The organism is Rhizobium sp. P1_E1, assembly GCF_056406015.1.
The window spans coordinates 1-18,623 of sequence record NZ_JBFUAY010000033.1; the positions used below are offsets into that span (position 1 = coordinate 1).

At 61.1% G+C, this 18,623-nt stretch carries 18 protein-coding genes and 1 pseudogene; 12 read left to right on the forward strand and 7 right to left on the reverse strand.

Annotated elements, in window-relative coordinates; all coding sequences use genetic code 11:
* The first annotated feature begins 488 nt into the window (after positions 1-488).
* The 4 genes from lhpI (at position 489) to AC1D1Z_RS14135 (ending at position 5,896) form a co-directional block, all read left to right on the forward strand.
* On the forward strand, positions 489-1,436 hold the full coding sequence (lhpI, locus tag AC1D1Z_RS14120) for a bifunctional Delta(1)-pyrroline-2-carboxylate/Delta(1)-piperideine-2-carboxylate reductase (RefSeq protein WP_028734071.1): 948 nt from the start codon (positions 489-491) through the stop codon (positions 1,434-1,436).
* Positions 1,433-3,898, forward strand: a complete 2,466-nt coding sequence (hrpB, locus tag AC1D1Z_RS14125; RefSeq protein ID WP_477850899.1) for an ATP-dependent helicase HrpB — start codon at positions 1,433-1,435, stop codon at positions 3,896-3,898. Before lhpI ends, hrpB begins: the two co-directional genes overlap by 4 nt.
* A 23-nt stretch (positions 3,899-3,921) precedes the next feature.
* Positions 3,922-5,250, forward strand: coding sequence for an ActS/PrrB/RegB family redox-sensitive histidine kinase (locus AC1D1Z_RS14130; protein WP_018448440.1), 1,329 nt, complete (start codon positions 3,922-3,924; stop codon positions 5,248-5,250).
* A 67-nt stretch (positions 5,251-5,317) separates the two neighbouring features.
* The gene (locus tag AC1D1Z_RS14135) at positions 5,318-5,896 is read left to right on the forward strand and encodes an ActR/PrrA/RegA family redox response regulator transcription factor (RefSeq protein WP_025396545.1); all 579 of its coding nucleotides are present in this window, start codon (positions 5,318-5,320) and stop codon (positions 5,894-5,896) included.
* Positions 5,897-5,919: 23 nt separating this feature from the next.
* On the opposite strand, the gene AC1D1Z_RS14140 is transcribed toward AC1D1Z_RS14135, so the two are convergent.
* Complete coding sequence (locus tag AC1D1Z_RS14140; RefSeq protein WP_131605763.1) at positions 5,920-6,414, reverse strand: MmcB family DNA repair protein; 495 nt, start codon at positions 6,412-6,414, stop codon at positions 5,920-5,922.
* A 179-nt stretch (positions 6,415-6,593) separates the two neighbouring features.
* Here AC1D1Z_RS14140 and AC1D1Z_RS14145 point away from each other — a divergent pair, with 179 nt between their 5' ends.
* Positions 6,594-7,277: a L,D-transpeptidase gene (locus tag AC1D1Z_RS14145; RefSeq protein ID WP_018244199.1), complete on the forward strand. Its 684-nt coding sequence runs from the start codon at positions 6,594-6,596 to the stop codon at positions 7,275-7,277.
* A 77-nt stretch (positions 7,278-7,354) separates the two neighbouring features.
* On the opposite strand, the gene AC1D1Z_RS14150 is transcribed toward AC1D1Z_RS14145, so the two are convergent.
* The 6 genes and pseudogenes from AC1D1Z_RS14150 to hslV form a co-directional block, all read right to left on the reverse strand.
* Positions 7,355-9,526: a malate synthase G gene (locus AC1D1Z_RS14150; protein ID WP_477850903.1), complete on the reverse strand. Its 2,172-nt coding sequence runs from the start codon at positions 9,524-9,526 to the stop codon at positions 7,355-7,357.
* An 85-nt stretch (positions 9,527-9,611) separates the two neighbouring features.
* Complete coding sequence (locus AC1D1Z_RS14155) at positions 9,612-11,024, reverse strand: cytochrome P450 (protein ID WP_112905611.1); 1,413 nt, start codon at positions 11,022-11,024, stop codon at positions 9,612-9,614.
* A gap of 47 nt (positions 11,025-11,071) precedes the next feature.
* A complete protein-coding gene (locus tag AC1D1Z_RS14160) occupies positions 11,072-12,019 on the reverse strand; it encodes a DUF1402 family protein (RefSeq protein ID WP_131605761.1) in 948 nt (315 codons plus the stop codon).
* A 189-nt stretch (positions 12,020-12,208) separates the two neighbouring features.
* Positions 12,209-13,516 carry an ATP-dependent protease ATPase subunit HslU gene (gene hslU, locus AC1D1Z_RS14165; RefSeq protein WP_011649875.1) on the reverse strand — a complete coding sequence of 436 codons (1,308 nt, stop codon included), beginning with the start codon at positions 13,514-13,516 and terminating at the stop codon, positions 12,209-12,211.
* Positions 13,513-13,605, reverse strand: a pseudogene (locus AC1D1Z_RS14170) (GNAT family N-acetyltransferase); the annotation flags it as partial. The gene hslU and the pseudogene AC1D1Z_RS14170, both read right to left, overlap by 4 nt.
* Positions 13,606-13,635: 30 nt before the next feature.
* Positions 13,636-14,163: an ATP-dependent protease subunit HslV gene (gene hslV, locus AC1D1Z_RS14175; RefSeq protein ID WP_018244195.1), complete on the reverse strand. Its 528-nt coding sequence runs from the start codon at positions 14,161-14,163 to the stop codon at positions 13,636-13,638.
* A 290-nt stretch (positions 14,164-14,453) separates the two neighbouring features.
* Here hslV and hisB point away from each other — a divergent pair, with 290 nt between their 5' ends.
* From hisB to hisF, 7 genes are all read left to right on the forward strand, one after another.
* Positions 14,454-15,062 (forward strand): imidazoleglycerol-phosphate dehydratase HisB, encoded by a 609-nt coding sequence (gene hisB, locus AC1D1Z_RS14180; protein WP_018448434.1) that lies wholly within the window; start codon positions 14,454-14,456, stop codon positions 15,060-15,062.
* Positions 15,063-15,084: 22 nt separating this feature from the next.
* The gene (locus AC1D1Z_RS14185; RefSeq protein ID WP_131605760.1) at positions 15,085-15,570 is read left to right on the forward strand and encodes a DUF2628 domain-containing protein; all 486 of its coding nucleotides are present in this window, start codon (positions 15,085-15,087) and stop codon (positions 15,568-15,570) included.
* A 2-nt stretch (positions 15,571-15,572) separates the two neighbouring features.
* Positions 15,573-16,223, forward strand: a complete 651-nt coding sequence (gene hisH, locus AC1D1Z_RS14190; protein ID WP_477850908.1) for an imidazole glycerol phosphate synthase subunit HisH — start codon at positions 15,573-15,575, stop codon at positions 16,221-16,223.
* A gap of 120 nt (positions 16,224-16,343) precedes the next feature.
* On the forward strand, positions 16,344-16,526 hold the full coding sequence (locus AC1D1Z_RS14195; protein WP_018244192.1) for a hypothetical protein: 183 nt from the start codon (positions 16,344-16,346) through the stop codon (positions 16,524-16,526).
* Positions 16,523-17,080, forward strand: a complete 558-nt coding sequence (locus AC1D1Z_RS14200) for a hypothetical protein (protein WP_018244191.1) — start codon at positions 16,523-16,525, stop codon at positions 17,078-17,080. Before AC1D1Z_RS14195 ends, AC1D1Z_RS14200 begins: the two co-directional genes overlap by 4 nt.
* Before the next feature lie 6 nt (positions 17,081-17,086).
* Entirely contained in the window at positions 17,087-17,833 is a 747-nt protein-coding gene (gene hisA / locus AC1D1Z_RS14205; protein WP_131605759.1) for a 1-(5-phosphoribosyl)-5-[(5-phosphoribosylamino)methylideneamino]imidazole-4-carboxamide isomerase, read from the forward strand.
* The gene (gene hisF / locus AC1D1Z_RS14210) at positions 17,833-18,621 is read left to right on the forward strand and encodes an imidazole glycerol phosphate synthase subunit HisF (RefSeq protein ID WP_011649867.1); all 789 of its coding nucleotides are present in this window, start codon (positions 17,833-17,835) and stop codon (positions 18,619-18,621) included. Before hisA ends, hisF begins: the two co-directional genes overlap by 1 nt.
* Positions 18,622-18,623 lie beyond the last annotated feature (2 nt).

Genomic DNA, 18,623 nt, shown 5'->3' on the forward strand with positions numbered 1-18,623 from the left:
TTCTCTTTCTTCACAATATTCAATTTCTCTTTCTTCACAATATTCAATTGTCAAATAACAGACAGCCTCAAAAGCCGTCGACAAAACCCGTTCCAAACTCGCGCCCAGAACACAAACCAGCTTACCGCTAATCCGCTTGAGTTTCTTTAGAACGAAAGACTTCGTCGCCAGCAGCGCCGCCGCCCTCGTTCAGTGAGTGGGCTTATAGAACTAACCCTCCCAAACAGTCAACACACCAAACAAAAGTTTTTTGACATTTTTGTAACAGGTTGAAAATGAAGGGCTTTTAGCTCTCATCTCCAAAAACGACCAAATTCACCGCCCGAATGGGTGGCTTTTGAGATTCGTTTTCGCCGAATCCCGAAAAAYGGCTTCGGCGAGGGAGACAAGGCTTATATGGGGCGCTTGGCAGGGAATTCCAGGGTGCTTGCCTATGCCACGCCTCACTCGCTAGTTTGGCGATGAAGAATGATACGGCGGAGTGAAGAATGCTTGTCCTTGATGAAGAACAGACGCGGGCGGCCCTGCCCTGGCCGGAATTGATCGAGGCGATCGCCCGCATGTTCCAGAGCGAATGCGTGATGCCGGTGCGCCATCACCATGAAATGGATGTGCCGGATGAGGAAAGCGCCACACTGCTGCTAATGCCGGCCTGGGTTCCCGGACGCTATGCCGGGGTGAAAACGGTCTCGGTCTTTCCAGGCAATGTGCGGCGGGGCCTGCCGGCGATCTTCGGAACCTATCTTCTTTCCTCCGGCACTACCGGCGAAATGCTTGCTGCAATCGACGGCGGCGAGTTGACCGCGCGGCGGACGGCGGCGGCATCGGCGCTGGCGGCCCGTCATCTCGCCCGCCCCGACGCGGAAGAGTTGCTCGTCTGCGGAACCGGGCGGCTGTCGCTCAACCTGATGCTGGCCCACGGCACGACCCGGCCGATCAAGAGGTACCGGGTCTGGGGCCGCAACGGCCAAGCGGCGAAAAAGATCGCAGCCGAAGCACGGGCGCTCGGGCTGAATGCCGAAGCGGTCGCGGATGCTGAAGCCGCAGCGCGGACAGCGGACATCATTTCCTGCGCCACGCTTTCCAACGAGCCGTTGATATCAGGCGAATGGCTGAAGCCCGGCGCCCATCTCGATCTCGTCGGCGCCTTCAAGCCGAGCATGCGCGAAAGCGACGACGAGGCCATCCGTCGTGCTTCGGTCTATGTCGATACCCGCGCCGGCGCCATCAGCGAGGCAGGCGACATCGTCCAGCCGCTGAAAAGTGGCGTGCTGAAGGAAGGCGACATCAGGGCTGAGCTTGCGGAACTCGTCAGCGGTGTCCATGGCGGACGAAGCCATGACGCGGAGATCACGCTGTTCAAGTCGGTCGGCGCGGCTTTGGAGGATCTCGCCGGCGCCATTCTTGCCTATGAGACAGTGACGGGCCGAAAGTGACAATCAGTGCATCCTTGCCGGAACTTCCGGTTTCACATGTCCTGCCGGCCGTCGCTGCTGCGCTGGAAGAGCAAATGCGCGCCGTTCTTTCCGCCCCGCCCGGCGCCGGCAAGACGACGCTGGTGCCGCTCCACCTGCTTGGTCAGGCCTGGCGCGGCGACGGCAAGATCATCCTGCTGGAGCCACGTCGGCTGGCGGCGCGGGCGGCGGCAGGCCGGATGGCATCGCTGATCGGCGAACAGGTCGGCGAGACGGTCGGCTACCGCATGCGCCTCGACAACAGGATATCGGCAGCGACACGGATCGAGGTGGTGACCGAAGGGGTTTTTGCCCGGATGATCCTCGACGATCCGGAACTGACCGGTGTCTCGGTTGTCATCTTCGACGAGTTCCACGAGCGTTCGCTGGACGCAGACTTCGGACTCGCACTGGCGCTCGACGTCCAGTCGGCGCTGCGCGACGATCTGCGTATCCTCGTGATGTCGGCGACCCTCGACGTCGAACGCGTGGCTGCCCTGCTCGACCACCCACCGGTGATCGAAAGCCTCGGGCGCAGCTTTCCGATCGATGTCCGTTACCAGGATCGGCCGGGCGGCGAGCGCATCGAGGATGCGGTCACGCGGGCAATACTCGATGCGCATGCCAATGAGGCCGGCTCGATCCTTGCCTTCCTGCCCGGCCAGGCGGAAATCACGCGAACCGTAGAACGCCTGCAGGGACGATTCGGAGCCGAGACGCTGATTGCGCCGCTCTACGGCAATCTCAGCCAGAAGGAGCAGGATGCGGCGATCCGGCCGGCATCCCAGGGGACACGCAAGATCGTGCTTGCAACGTCTATCGCCGAAACATCGATCACCATCGACGGCGTCAGGATCGTGATCGACAGCGGCTCGCAGCGTCTGCCGGTGTTCGAGGCGTCGACCGGAATCACGCGGCTGGAGACGGTGCGCGTGTCGCGGGCTTCCGCCGATCAGCGGGCGGGTCGTGCCGGACGAACGGAGCCTGGCATCGCGGTCAGGCTGTGGCACCAGGGACAGACGGCGGCATTGCCGGCCTTCACACCGCCGCAGATCCTTTCCAGCGATCTCTCGGGGCTGGTGCTCGACCTCGCGCATTGGGGCGTCCAAGATCCTGCATCGCTTGCCTTCGTCGATCAGCCGCCGGAAACGACGCTGAGGGAGGCGCGGGTTCTGCTTGGCCAGCTCGGAGCGCTCGACAAGGACGGAGCGCTGACAGCGCGGGGCAAGGTCATGCGCGATCTGGCTTTGCCGCCGCGGCTTGCCGCCATGGTCGTCTCGGCCGGAGAAGCGGGACACGCACGGGATGCGGCGATGATCGCCGTGCTTCTCACCGAGCAGGGGCTTGGCGGAACGAGTATCGATATCGAGGAGCGGCTGCGACGCTTCAAGGCCGAGCGGGGCGAGAGAGCGGAGGCTTCAAGGCGGCTGGCAGGACGGCTGGCAAGCGGTCTCGACAGCGTTGCCTCAACGGCGCCGGCGCTTGCAGGCCAGCTGCTGCTGCATGCGTTCCCAGATCGAATCGCACTTCAGCGCGGCGGGCGCGGCCGATTCGTAATGGCGAACGGGCGTGGAGCGGAGCTACCGGAAACCGAGAGGCTGGCCGGCAGCCAGATGCTGGTGATTGCCGACCTGACCGGACGGGCAGCCCAGGCGCGGATTCTGGCAGCTGCCGAGGTGACACGCGGCGACATTGAAGCAGAGTTGCCCGGCGAAATCAAAACCGGAGACCAGATATTCTTCGACCGACAGAGCCGGCAAGTCAGAGCGCGGCGGGCAACCCGACTCGGCGCGATCGTCTTCGAAGAGACGCCGTTGCCACGACCTTCCGGGGCAGCAGTCACCCAGRCACTGGTGGAGGGAGTGCGCGAGCTGGGGCTCGATCAGCTTGCCTTCTCGAAAGAGGCCGTGCAGCTTCGCGAGCGGATCGGATTCCTTCATCGGACGATCGGCGAGCCCTGGCCCGATGTCAGCGACGGCGCCCTGCTTTCCCGGCTGGACGAGTGGTTCGCACCCTTTCAGACCGAGGCCCGCGGCCTTTCCGAGATTTCCGCAGCCGGCCTTTCGAACGGGCTGATAGCGCTGGTACCGCACGAATTGCAGCGCGACCTTAGCCGGCTTGCGCCAACGCATTTCGAAGCGCCGACCGGCCAAAGGCATCCGATCCAGTATGAGGGTGAGGAGCCGGTGCTGACGATCCGCGTACAGGAGCTGTTTGGACTGAAGCAGCATCCAGCCATTGCCGGTGGCCGCCTGCCGCTGCTGCTCGAGCTCACCTCGCCGGCGCACCGGCCGATCCAGACGACACGCGACCTGCCGGGCTTCTGGGCCGGCTCGTGGAAGGATGTGCGGGCTGATATGCGCGGCCGCTATCCCCGGCATCCCTGGCCGGAGCGGCCGGAGGATGCGTTGCCGACGACACGGGCAAAACCGCGTGGTACATGAGGGCCATTCAAGGAGCCCCCGGCATGATCGACAAGCCTAGCATGATCGACAACACGGAAGGCTATACGCTGGAGGACCGGCACAACAGCCGCAGGCTGCGTCTGCAGACATTGGTGCGGCTGCGCTGGCTTGCCGTCGGCGGACAGGCGCTGACGGTTTTCATCGTTGCCTTCTGGCTGAAATTTCCTCTGCCGCTGATTGCCAGCTCTTCGTTGATCGCCGCCCTTGCCTGGGTGAATTTCTACCTGACGATCCGCTATCCACCGACCCATCGGCTGGAACCTCCAGCCGCCTTTGCGCTGCTCGGCTTCGATCTCTTGCAGCTCTGCGCTCTGCTCTTCATCACCGGTGGCCTTGCCAATCCTTTCGCGGCACTCGTCTGCGTGCCCGTCATCATCTCCTTTGCTTCGCAGCCGATCCGATACAGCACCGCGCTGATCGGCTTTGCGATGGTCTGCATCACGGTGCTTGCCTTTTCGCCCTTTCCCCTGCCCTGGTTCGACGGGGTCGAGATCAACGTGCACAACGTCATGCAGTTCGGTGTCTGGTGCTCGATCGCCTCGACGATGGCATTCGCCGCCTTCTATGCCTATCGGGTCTCGATGGAAGCGAGCCAGCTTGCCGATGCGCTGGCTGCGACCGAACTGGTGCTGCAGCGGGAAAAGCATCTGTCGCAGCTCGACGGCCTGGCGGCTGCGGCCGCCCATGAGCTCGGTACGCCGCTTGCAACGATCAGCGTCGTCGCCAAGGAAATGGAGCGCGAACTCAAGGATGACGATCGTTTCCGCGAGGACGTGATGCTGCTGCGCAGCCAGAGCGAACGCTGCCGTGACATCCTGCGGCGGCTGACGACGCTTTCCTCCGAAGGCGAGGCGCATATGCGCCGCCTGCCGCTTTCGTCGATGATCGAGGAGATCGTCGCCCCGCACCGGGAATTCGGTATCGCTCTCGAGCTCATCGAAAAGAGCCCGCGCAAGGGTGAGCCGGTCACCGACCGCAATGCCGGCATCATGTACGGGCTCGGCAACCTGATCGAAAACGCCGTCGATTATGCGCGGGAGAAAGTGATCGTTACTGTCGAGCACGATCACGACAAAGTGCTGATCGTCATCGAGGACGATGGCAACGGTTATGCGCCTGACATTCTGACGCGGATCGGCGAACCCTATGTGACCAAGCGGCAGAAGGAGGATACGGCGGGCGGCCTCGGGCTTGGACTTTTCATCGCCAAGACGCTGCTGGAGCGCTCCGGCGCATCGCTGGTTTTCGAGAACCGCGATCCGGAAAGTGCGGGCGCGCGTATCCGAATCGAATGGCCGCGCATGCTGATTGACGCAAATTCGACAAAATGACTTTGTCGGCATAAACAGGATATAGCGGTTGACGCAGATCGGGCGCTCAACCGCCGGGACCGAGACGATGACAGAACAGAATCATGACAATTTCGCCGCGTCGGACGAGGATCATATCGGTCCCGACGCCAGCCTGCTGATCGTCGACGACGACGGGCCGTTCCTGCGCCGCCTGGCACGGGCGATGGAGACGCGCGGCTTCCAGGTGGAGACGGCCGAATCAGTGGCGGAGGGCGTTGCGAAATCGAAAGGCAGGCCGCCGAAATATGCGGTGGTCGACCTTCGGCTCGGCGACGGCAATGGGCTCGACGTCATCGAGGCGATCCGTCAGCGGCGCGACGACACCAGGATCATCGTGCTGACCGGCTACGGCAATATCGCAACGGCGGTAACGGCCGTGAAGCTCGGCGCCGTCGATTATCTTGCAAAGCCTGCAGATGCCGACGACGTGTTTTCGGCGCTGACACAGCGGCCGGGCGAAAAGGCTGAGCTTCCCGAAAATCCGATGTCGGCCGACCGCGTGCGCTGGGAACACATCCAGCGGGTCTATGAAATGTGCGAGCGCAATGTTTCCGAAACGGCGCGCCGGCTCAACATGCACCGGCGGACGCTGCAGCGTATCCTTGCCAAACGCGCGCCGAAATAGACGAACACCTCGCGCGCTTATAATCAGACGTCGTCCACAGTGAACGGTTTTCCGCTCGCCCATTCGGCCATCATCAGCCTTTGGGCGGCGGCACGCGAGAAGTTGAGCGTGACGGATTTGCGCGTGGCCGGCGCCATGCGGTGTTCCGGCGCCTCGCGAATCATATGGGCGCCATAACCATCCGACAGGAACAGTCCGCATTCCTCGGGAAAGATCTCCAGCGGCACATCCTTGTGAGTCGCAAAGAATAGACGGTCGCAATGCAGCCTATATTCCGGCCATTTGCGATCCACCCTGAAATCCTCGATCGACGTCTTGATTTCGATGATCCAGACCTCGCCCTTGTCCGAAAGAGTGATCAGATCGGCGCGGCGGCCGCTGGCTAGCGGCAGTTCGGGCAGCACGGCGTGGCGCATTTCATGCAGCAACATCTGCGTTCCGCGCCGTACCATCATGGCCCTGTCCGATTGCCGGCCATCGATTAACGGATTGTTATTGTAAACGCTCAAAATCGTCATGGATAACCATCAGAGGGGCTGGCGTGTTGTTGCAAAAAAACCATGCGCTTCTAATTTGCGCGGCAGACGGATTTGTCGCGCTGCAGTAGCCTTGCAAAGCGCAAGTTAATCGAAAATAAACCATAATCAACGATGGTCGAAAGACCGTTCTCCTTGCCCCAAAACTTCAAGAGTCATCCATGCGCATCTGCAATGCATTCCCTGTATTTGGCCTGCTGGCGACGCTCGCTCTGGCCGGTTGCTCCACGACATCAGACAGCGCATCCGTCGACGACAAGGGCGCAGGCCCAACGGTGCAGACAGCACAGATCTTCAATGACGCCTACGGCGTGACGAAGGATGCCGGATACTCCCTGCCGGCGATCCCGATTGATAGGGTCAAGCCGCAGTTCCGCCGCCAGGTCGTCAGCTACGAGACCACCGAGCGCCCCGGTACGATTATTGTCAACACGCGCGAGCGCTTCCTCTATTACATCCTGGCCAACGGCAAGGCGATGCGCTACGGCATCGGCGTCGGCAAGCAGGGCTTCGCATGGGCCGGCACCGCCTACGTCGCCTGGAAGCAGGAATGGCCGAACTGGCACCCGCCAAAGGAGATGGCCGTCCGCCGGCCTGATCTCGCCAAGTACGTCGAAGACGGCATGGGCCCGGGCCTCACCAATCCTCTCGGCGCACGCGCCATGTATCTCTTCAACGAAGACGGCAAGGACACGCTCTTCCGCCTGCACGGCACGCCGGAATGGGCCTCGATTGGCACCGCCGCTTCCTCGGGCTGCATTCGCCTGATGAACCAGGATGTCATCGACCTGTACAGCCGCGTCCGTCCCGGCAAGGGCACGTCCAAGGTCGTCGTCATCCAGTAAGCTAATTGCCGAATTCGGTATAAAAAAGGCCGCCGGACTGTCGTACCGGCGGCCTTTTCGCATCCTCCCTCACGCCATCAGGCGGCCTGTTTCGCCTTGAGCTCGAGGCGACGGCGGTGAAGCACCGGCTCGGTGTAACCGTTCGGCTGTTCCCTACCCTTCAGGACGAGATCGAGGGCGGCCTGGAAGGCAATCGAATCGTCGAAATTGCCGGCCATCGGCTGATAGGCGATATCCGACGCATTCTGCCCGTCGACGACGGCGGCCATGCGTTTCATGGTCTCGACGATCTGAGCTTCGGTGACGACCTTGTGATGCAACCAGTTCGCCATGTGTTGGGCCGAAATGCGCAGCGTCGCGCGATCTTCCATCAGGCCGACATTGCTGATGTCGGGCACCTTCGAGCAGCCGACACCCTGATCGACCCAGCGCACGACGTAGCCAAGGATGCCTTGGGCATTGTTATCGAGCTCGCGCTGGATTTCCTCCGGCGTCCAGTTCGGCCGCACCGCAACCGGCACGGAGAGAATGTCGGAGAGCTTGGCGCGAGCGCGGTCCTTCAGTCCCTGTTGAACACGGGCGACATTGACCCGGTGATAATGGGTGGCATGCAGGGTTGCGGCCGTCGGCGACGGCACCCAGGCGGTGTTGGCGCCAGCCTTCGGGTGGGCGATCTTCTGTTCGAGCATCGCTGCCATCAGATCGGGCATCGCCCACATACCCTTGCCGATCTGGGCGTGGCCGGAAAGACCGCATTCGAGGCCGATGTCGACGTTCCAGTTCTCATAAGCGGAAATCCAGGCCGCCTGACGCATGTCGCCCTTGCGAATCATCGGACCGGCTTCCATCGAGGTGTGGATCTCGTCACCGGTCCGATCGAGGAAGCCGGTATTGATGAAGACGACGCGCTCGCGGGCAGAGCGGATGCATTCCTTGAGGTTGACGGTCGTGCGGCGTTCCTCATCCATGATGCCCATCTTGATGGCATTGCGCGGCAGGCCAAGCGCATCTTCGACCCGCGAGAAGATTTCGACGGCGAAGGCGACCTCTTCGGGCCCATGCATCTTCGGCTTGACCACATACATGGAGCCGGTGCGGGAATTCTTCGTCCGGCCGGCCGGGCCAATATCATAAAGCGCGATCAAGCCGGTGATCACAGCATCCATGATGCCTTCAGGCACTTCGTTGCCGTAGCGGTCGAGGATCGCCGGATTGGTCATGAGGTGGCCGACATTGCGCACCAGCATCAGCGAGCGGCGATGCACCTCGAAGGAGGTGCCGTCCGGACCGGCATATTGCAGATCCGGGTTGAGCTTGCGGATGAAGCTTGTTCCGCCCTTTGCCACCTCTTCCTGCAGGTCGCCTTTCATCAGACCGAGCCAGTTGCGATAGACGACGACCTTGTCCTCGGCATCGACAGCGGCGATCGAATCCTCGCAGTCCATGATTGTCGTGATTGCCGACTCCAGCCAGACATCGGAAATATCGGCCGGATCGGCTTTTCCGATCGTCGTCGTCGCATCGATGACGATTTCGATGTGAATACCATTGTTCTTCAGAAGAATATGCGTGGGAGCGGCGGCGTCACCACGATAGCCGGCAAAATGTTTGTCGTCCGTCAGCATTGCCTGCTCGCCATCGATCGATCTGACGGCCAACGCTCCATCCTTGACGGCGAAGCTTCCTACATCCTTCCAGCGGCAGTCCTGCAACGGCACTGATGTATCGAGGAAATCGCGCACCCAGGCGATGACCTTCTCGCCGCGTTTCGGATTGTAGATCTTGCCCTTCTCGGCGCCGTCGCTCTCGGGAATCGCGTCCGTGCCGTAGAGCGCATCGTAGAGCGAGCCCCAGCGGGCATTGGCGGCGTTCAGAGCATAGCGGGCGTTCATGACGGGAACGACGAGCTGCGGGCCGGCGATCGAGGCGATCTCCGGATCGACATTTTGGGTCGAAACCTGGAAGTCCGTGCCTTCCGGCAGGAGATAGCCGATTTCGCGGAGGAAGGACTGGTAGTCGTCCATATCCGCCGGGGCGCCATGCCGGCGATACCACTCGTCGATCTTCACCTGCAGGTCGTCGCGTTTTGCCAGCAGCGCACGATTTTTCGGGGCGAGATCGTGGACGATCGCCGAAAAATCGGCAAAGAACTTGTCTGCATCGACCGCCAGACTCTGCAGCACCTCCTTGACGAGGAAATCATGAAGGACGGTTTCGATGGCAAGACCGTTCTTATCAACGCGGCTCATGCGACATTCTCCCTGGCAACGACTTTGAATGCTGCCACTTTGCCCGGCTTTCATTCACAGTCAATTCTGCAATAATTCGAAAGATTTATGCCTTCGTGGAAATTATGCGCGGTGTCACGCGCATCGGCAGGCCATTCTGCGGCTGCGTCGTCAGCTTCTGCACCGGCCAGGGGTTGGTCTGATCGGTGGAATCGAAACGATAGCGATGCATCAGGACGGCAAGGGCGATCACCGCCTCCTGAAGTGCAAATGTTGCACCGATGCAGACACGCGGACCGGCGCCGAAAGGCAGGAACTGGAAACGGCCGATCGAGCCGCGATTTTCCGGCAGGAAGCGTTCGGGCATATAGGCACGTGGCCTGTCCCAATGAAGTTCGTGGCGATGCAACGTCCAGGGCATGATCAGCACCGTGACACCGGCCTCGATCTCGACCCGCTCGCCCTTGGGGCTTGTCCAGGAATCATTCGATATGGCGGCGCGATTGATGGATGGCGCCGGCGGATAGAGGCGCAAAGCCTCCTCAAAGGCGGCGCGCGTCTGCGGCATCATATCCAGCCATTCCACGGGTTCAGCCCCGGTGGCGAGCACCGCGTCGATTTCTTCTTCCATCGCTTCGCGGATATGCGGGCTGTTTGATACGCAATACAGCGTCCAGGCCAATGCCCGGGCTGTGGTCTCATGCCCGGCGCCGATGAAGGTCAGAATATTGTCTTCGATCTCCTCCTTCGTCAGCCCCTCAGGGCCGGCCTGTTCCAGGAGCAGGGTCAGGAAATCCTCGGGCGCGGTGCTGCGATTCGCCTTCATCTTTGCGAGCCGCATATCCATCGTGTTGCGCACGATGGCGCGGAATTTCTCCAGCACTTTCTGACCGCCGATGCGTGTCACACGTGGAACCCAAGACGGAGCGCGCATCAGATCCATCGGATCGACGCGGCCCATGCGATGCAGGAGTTCATTGACATCGTCGGCGAAATGGCCGCTCGAGGTGACGATTTCACCGGAGAACAACGTATCGGCGAGAATCGCGAAGGTCAGCTCGGTCATGTCGGTGCTGATATCGAAAATTGCGCCTGCCTCGTCTGCACTCTCATATTTACGGACATAGTCTTCGGACTGGCGCAGCATCTGCCCGGCGAAGCCTTGGGCGTGGCGAGGCGTGAAGACAGGCGCCACCGCCTTGCGCGATCTTTTCCAGACCGAACCTTCGGCGGTCAGAAGGCCGTCGCGGAGGATCGGACGCAGGACGAGTTGGCGCACATCCGACATGCGGTAATTATTGGCATTGTCGACCAGCACATGTTTGATAAGGCCGGGATCGTTGACGATCAGCGTCCGCTGCCCGAAGAAATTGGTACGGATCCAGGGAAGCGTGTAGGACGGCTCGCCCCAGAGTTCGAGCGGATTGCGCAGGATGATGCGAATGATTTCCAGCCGGCTCGGCGGCACGGTACGCGGCAGCGGTGCTGGCGGAACGAAGGGGTCCGGACGCATGTCCATCGTAAAAGCCTTTCGGGGAAGATCTAAGCTTCCCGGCAAGCTTGAAGCTAGGGCAGGCCCTTAAGTTCGTCCAGCTTGTCGTTGATCAGCCAGCCGTAATAATTCTCTTCCGGCCAGACGGTCGTACCGGCGCCCCGGTTCTTCGCAGCAAGTGCTGCGGCGCGCTGGCGCGAATTGCCGACATTATAAAGCGTCGCCGTCAGGCCGGGATTGCCCGAGATATCCATGCCGGCGATCTCCTTGTAGTCGTCGATCGACCTGCGGATCGAAGCCGCGACGAAGGCGAGCGAGATATCGGGATCCATGATTGCCTTGTAGACGGCGCCGGCATCCTTCTCATTCAGCTTCGGATARCCCGACACGCGGGTCACGAGATCGGAGAGCATCAGTGCCGTCAGCGGATTGACCTGGCCGAGGCCGAAGGTCTGGCCGGCGTAGAAAGGCTGGAAGAAGACCGCGCTGAAGCGGTTGTTGGGGAAACTCTTGCCGCCTACCGTCTTGCCGCGGAAATCGCTTTCCCACACATCTTCGCGGCAGGACCAGAGCGTGTAGGAATCGCTCTTGCCCTTGCATTCGGAAAATTGCGGCCGCGCCACGAATTCGTCGACGCTTTCGCCGTCATAGGCGAAGCGGAAGCTTTCTCCGGCATAGGAGGCCGCCTTGACATAATAGGCCTGCAGCCGGTCATAGGCGTCGACATTATAGGTGTGCTCGCCGACGATCGCGCCGACGACATGGATGGGATTGATGCCGTAGGCGCTGGAGATCTTCCGGATCTTGCCCATCAACTCGCGATCGGTCGCCAGAAGTTCATGAACCTTTTCGTATTTCAGATCGAAGCTGCTCTTGGTGCCCTTGGTGCGCCTGATGGAAGCGCCCGGAATATCGGGCTGCTCAGCGTGACGATTGCCCGCCGGCACCGTCTGCATCGCGAAGGCAGGCGCCGAATTCACCAGGGCAACGGCAATCATAAGGCTTGTCAAAAGGCGTCGCACGATCCGTTATCCCGTCCGTTCCATCGTCCTGTTTGCGATGCGGCTGCCTGGACCAGAATCTTGGCCGAATAAAGCCGGAGCAGAAAACAAGACGGGCCTTCACTAGAAAGTAAAAGGCCCGCTGTCGAGAGTCGAGTTCGTCACAATCCGGCATTCATACCGGGAAAGACATGAACCGGTGCGCCGATATCACAGAATGAAGCGCGACAAATCCGTGTTCTGTGCGAGATCGCCGACATGCTCGCGCACATAGGCGGCATCGATCGTCACGGCCGTCCCGCCCCGATCCGGCGCGTTATAGGAAATATCGTCGAGCACCCGCTCCATGACCGTCTGCAGACGGCGTGCGCCGATGTTTTCGACGGAAGAGTTAAGATGCACGGCGACATCGGCAAGCGCGTCGATCGCGTCGTCGGTGAATTCGAGGCTCAGGCTTTCGGTTTCCATCAGTGCGCGGTACTGACGGATAAGGCTCGCTTCCGTCTCGGTCAGGATTCGACGGAAATCATCCTTGTTCAGCGGACGCAATTCGACACGGATCGGCAGGCGGCCTTGCAGCTCCGGCAAAAGATCCGAGGGCTTGGAGACATGGAAGGCGCCGGAGGCGATGAAGAGGATGTGGTCTGTCTTCACCGGTCCGTACTTGGTCGAAACCGTCGTGCCTTCAACGAGCGGCAAGAGGTCGCGCTGGACGCCTTCGCGCGAAACGCCGGCGCCCATGCCACCGTCGCGGGCGGCGATCTTGTCGATTTCGTCGAGGAAGACGATGCCGTCATTCTCGGTGGAGCGAACGGCTTCGCGCTGGATCACTTCGTTGTCGATCAACTTGTCGGATTCGTCGCGGATCAGGTCGCTGTAGGAGGCCTTGACTGTGGTGCGGACCTTCTTGGTGCGGCCGCCCATCGCCTTGCCGAACATTTCCGACAGGTTCAGCACGCCGATATTGGCGCCCGGCATGCCAGGAATTTCAAAGCCACCCATGCCGGAACCGGCATCGGCCACCTCGATATCGATTTCCTTGTCGTCGAGCTCGCCATCTCTCAGCTTCTTGCGGAAGTTTTCGCGGGTGGCGGGCGAAGCGGTGGTGCCGACCAGCGCATCGAGAACACGCTCCTCGGCGCTCACATGCGCCTTGGCCTGCACCTCGGCCCGCTTCTTCTCGCGCACCAGACCGATGCCGACCTCGACCAGATCGCGGATGATCTGCTCAACATCGCGGCCAACATAGCCGACTTCGGTGAACTTGGTGGCTTCCACCTTGATGAAGGGTGCTCCGGCAAGTTTTGCCAGGCGGCGGGAGATCTCGGTCTTGCCGACACCGGTCGGGCCGATCATCAGGATGTTCTTCGGCATGACTTCATCGCGCAGGCTCGGGTCGAGCTGCTGGCGGCGCCAGCGGTTGCGCAGCGCAATTGCGACGGCGCGTTTGGCATCATGCTGGCCGATGATGTAGCGGTCGAGTTCGGAAACGATCTCGCGGGGGGAAAAGGTCGTCATTGGGTGTTATTCTCCTGGCGGTCCAGGGCCATTAGCAGCGCCCGGCCGTAATTCGTCGTTGTTTCGCCAAGTCCTCGAAGGCCTGTTCGTCTAGGCCAAGCGGCCGGAAGGCATGGGGTTCAGCCTTCAACATCCAAGGATTCCACCACGATATTGTGGTTCGTGTAGACGCAGATGTCGGCTGCGATATCGAGGGCGCGGCGAGCAATCTCTTCGGCCGATTTGTCAGTATCCATAAGCGCACGGGCGGCGGCCAAGGCAAAATTGCCGCCCGAACCGATCGCCGTCGTGCCATGCTCAGGCTCCAGGACGTCGCCGTTGCCGGTGATCGCCAGCGTGATCGACTTGTCGGCGACGAGCATCATGGCTTCGAGATTACGCAGGTATTTGTCGGTGCGCCAGTCCTTGGCGAGCTCGACGGCGGCACGCATCAATTGACCGGGATATTGCTCAAGCTTCTTTTCGAGCCTTTCGAGCAGTGTAAAGGCATCGGCAGTGGCGCCGGCGAAACCGGCGACGACTTCGCCCTTGCCGATACGGCGCACCTTGCGGGCATTGCCCTTCATGACGGTCTGGCCGAGGCTCACCTGGCCGTCGCCCGCCATCACTACCTTGCCGCCTTTTCGAACTGTAATGATTGTTGTCATAAAACACCTGTCCGCCCATGACGCGGGCCGTTACGCTAGAGCATGATGCCGAAAAGTGTGAAGCGGTTTTCGGACGACATCATGCTCTATTTCTTCAATTTAGATCCGGATTCAGATCTTAGGCCGAAGAGCCTGAGATCATCCGGATCTAAGCCGTACACCGGCCTTGTTGAGCCCTATGTAAGTGGGCCGAGGCAGATTGCAAATGGGCCGGCTTTTCTCTTGCCCGGCTTCTGGATATTTCCCGATGCGCCTGATAAGGAACGGCCTTATTCCCGATGGAGGGCCATATGGCCGAGACCGCAGCAAGCCGCACGGGCAGCGTTTCCCGCAGGACCAACGAAACCTCGATTTCCGTTTCCGTCAATCTCGACGGCACCGGCAAATCGACGATTTCGACGGGCGTTGGCTTCTTCGACCATATGCTCGACCAGCTTTCGCGACACTCCCTCATCGACATGGAGATCGATGCCAAGGGCGACCTGCATATCGACGACCACCATACGGTCGAAGATACGGGCATCGCCATCGGCCAGGCGATCTCCAAGGCGCTCGGCGACCGGCGCGGCATCACCCGCTACGCCTCGATCGATCTCGCCATGGACGAGACGATGACCAAGGCTGCTGTCGATCTTTCCGGTCGGCCGTTCCTCGTCTGGAATGTCGCCTTCAGCGCGCCGAAGATCGGCACTTTCGACACCGAACTCGTTCGCGAATTCTTCCATGCGCTCGCCCAGAATGCCGGCATCACCTTGCATATTCTCAACCATTATGGTGCCAACAACCACCATATTGCCGAGACATGCTTCAAGGCCGTTGCCCGCGCATTGCGCACGGCGACAGAGATCGATCCGAGACAGGCGGGCCGTGTTCCCTCGACCAAGGGCACGCTCGTCTGAGCCCTTAGAGGGAGCGGCGACAATGACATCCAGCTATATCTTCCTGACACCGCCCGGCAGCACGAGCGCCACGGCCGACGAGACGCGAACCATCCGCGACGGCTTCACGCTGCTCGGCTTCCTGTTTCCATGGGCTTGGCTGCTGGCGCATCGGCTTTGGCTGCACGCCGCCGCCGCCTTTCTGCTGCAGGGGATTGGTGGTGCGCTGATGGACGAACCGGGCCTCGGGCCGGCGGGAGCGGCAATCCTCCTGGGCGTGAATATGCTGGCCGGTCTCGAGGGCCAGAATTTCCGTGTCCGCAAGCTTGCCGCCAAGGGATGGAACGAAGACGCACTCATTGCAGCCGATACGATCGGCATTGCAGAGCAGATCTATTTCTCGGACAGGGCTGTAATCGCGGATAGCGACGACGCCGCGGCACCGGACTGGCAGAACAGGGCCCGTCCGAACAGCCCGCGCGGCCACGGCACATCGCTTGGTCTCTTTGGTTTTGATGGAGGACGCTGACGATGCGCGTCGCGATTATCGACTATGGCTCCGGTAACCTGCGTTCGGCGACCAAGGCTTTCGAGCGTGCCGCCCGCGAAGCGGGCATCGATGCCCATATCGATCTTACCGACCGGGCGGAGGATGTTGCCGCGGCCGATCGTATCGTGCTTCCCGGTGTCGGCGCCTATGCCGATTGCCGGCGCGGCCTCGATGCCGTGCCTGGGATGGCCGAGGTGTTGATCGAGGCTGTCGAGAAGAAGGCGCGGCCGTTCTTCGGCATTTGCGTCGGCATGCAGCTCATGTCCTCGCGCGGCCTTGAGAAAACCGTGACGCACGGCTTTAACTGGATTCCCGGTGACGTCGTCGAGATGACGCCTGACGATCCCGCGCTGAAGATCCCGCAGATCGGCTGGAACACGCTCGACCTGAAGCGCGAACATCCGCTCTTCGAGGGAATTCCGACAGGGTCGCAGGGGCTACATGCTTATTTCGTGCATTCCTACCATCTTGCTGCCGAAAACGCCGAGGATGTCATTGCGACGGCCGACTATGGCGGTCCGATGACCGCTTTCGTCGGGCGCGACAACATGGTCGGARCACAGTTTCACCCCGAAAAGAGCCAGAAGCTCGGCCTGGCCCTGATCGGCAATTTCCTGCGCTGGAACCCATAGTTCACGCAATTCCGGACGCAAAATCGCTGCGCAGTTTTGCTGGAATTGCTCCAAGGGCTGGCTTTTAATACAGCCGCCTTATTTCCTCTGTATGGAAACGGCGGAACAGGAGCGCACTCGATGCCGGCTTCACGGAAATCAGGCAAGGTGTTCTACACGTTGCGGCCCTCCAGGGAAGGCTTGCCTGCCTTTTCTGATATCAAGCTTCCCGGCGGCACGATCATCCGCCGTGTCGACGAAGCCATCCACAGACAAGCGCTTTCCAATGCAGCCAAGGCGCTGAAAGAAAGGCTGGACCGATGATCCATGAATCGTTCCCCGCAAACGACAGTGCGAGCCGGCGGCAAAATGGGGTCAGCGCCAGCGACATCGCCGAGGCCGTGCTGGAATTTTATATCGAAGGTGAGGACGATCTGATCGGCCTGCTCGCCTACGCACTCTACGAGCGTCAAAAGCGCGATTTCGTTCTCAGCCATCGCAAGCGAAATGCCGGCCGTTCGCCCGATGAGGCCGAACTTGCCGCCGTCAACAGCAATTATCTCTCGACCGACCTGCGCAATACGCTGCGCGACCGCGCCTCGCAGATCCTTTCGAGTTATGCCGAAACCTATGTCGAGGCGATGGAGCCGCAGATCCGGCTCACTGCCGTCAACAACGATGCGCTGCGCCAGGTGCGAAACATCGAGAAATCGATCAAGAGGCGCCTGGGCTTCTGGCGTCAGGTCCGGGCCGGCTTTGCCGTCATCCTGCTGCTTCTTCTGCTTTTCGGCGCGGCTACCATTGCCGCTGTCTTTTTCCGCTCGGATATCGTAGATGCGTGGAATGCGCTGATGGTACCGACCACTCTACGGACGTAAGACGACATGATCCTTTTTCCCGCGATCGACCTGAAAGGCGGCCAATGCGTCCGCCTGAAGCTCGGCGACATGCAGCAGGCGACGGTCTACAACACCGATCCGGCCGCCCAGGCGAGATCCTTCGAAGATCAGGGTTTCGAATGGCTGCATGTGGTCGATCTCGACGGCGCCTTCGCGGGACATTCGGCCAATGGCGATGCCGTCGAAGCGATCCTCAAGGCAACTGAAAATCCGGTGCAGCTCGGCGGCGGCATTCGCACGCTCGATCATATCGAGGCCTGGCTGTCGCGCGGGCTGCGACGCGTCATTCTCGGCACCGTGGCGGTCAGAAATCCGGCGCTGGTCATCGAGGCCTGCCGGAAATTTCCTGGTCATGTCGCCGTTGGCATCGATGCCAAGGGGGGCAAGGTGGCCGTCGAGGGTTGGGCGGAGGCCTCCGAACTCGGTATCATCGAGCTCGCCAGAAAATTCGAGGGGGCCGGCGTCGCCGCGATCATCTACACCGATATCGACCGTGACGGCATCCTGGCCGGCATCAACTGGACCTCGACGCTGGAACTTGCCGGCGCGGTTTCCATTCCCGTCATCGCCTCGGGCGGCCTTGCCTCTCTCGACGATGTCAGGCGCATGCTGGAGCCCGATGCGCGAAAGCTGGAAGGGGCGATTTCCGGCCGTGCGCTTTATGATGGCCGTATCGACCCCAAGGAAGCGCTGGCGCTGATCAAGGCGGCCCGGACCAAGGAGACCGCGTAATGACCCTCAAGGCCCGTGTCATCCCCTGCCTCGACGTCAAGGACGGCCGCGTCGTCAAGGGCGTCAACTTCCTCAACCTCGTTGATGCCGGCGATCCCGTCGAAGCCGCGAAGGCCTATGATGCGGCCGGTGCCGACGAACTCTGTTTCCTCGACATCACCGCTTCCTCGGACAATCGCGAGACGATCTTCGATGTCGTGTCGCGCACGGCCGACCAATGCTTCATGCCGCTGACGGTCGGCGGCGGGGTGCGTACTATCGCCGATATCCGCAAGCTGCTGCTGTGCGGTGCCGACAAGGTCTCGATCAATTCGGCGGCCGTCAGCAATCCCGACTTTGTCACTGAGGCGGCCGACAAGTTCGGCGACCAGTGCATCGTCGTCTCGATCGACGCCAAGCGCCGGCGCACCCAGGCGGTCGGCGGCGACAATCTCAGCGCCTGGGAAATCTATACCCATGGCGGCCGCAACGCGACCGGCATCGATGCCGTCGAATTCGCCCAGAAGATGGTGGCGCGCGGCGCCGGCGAGCTGCTGGTCACCTCGATGGACCGCGACGGCACCAAGGTCGGCTACGATCTGGAACTGACGCGGGCGATCGCCGATGCGGTGCGTGTGCCTGTCATCGCCTCCGGCGGCGTCGGCGATCTCGACGATCTCGTCGCCGGGGTAAAGGAGGGCCATGCCAATGCCGTCCTCGCCGCGTCGATCTTCCACTTCGGCACCTATTCCGTCAGCGAGGCAAAGCACTATATGTCGAAGTGCGGCATCGACATGCGTCTCGACTGAAC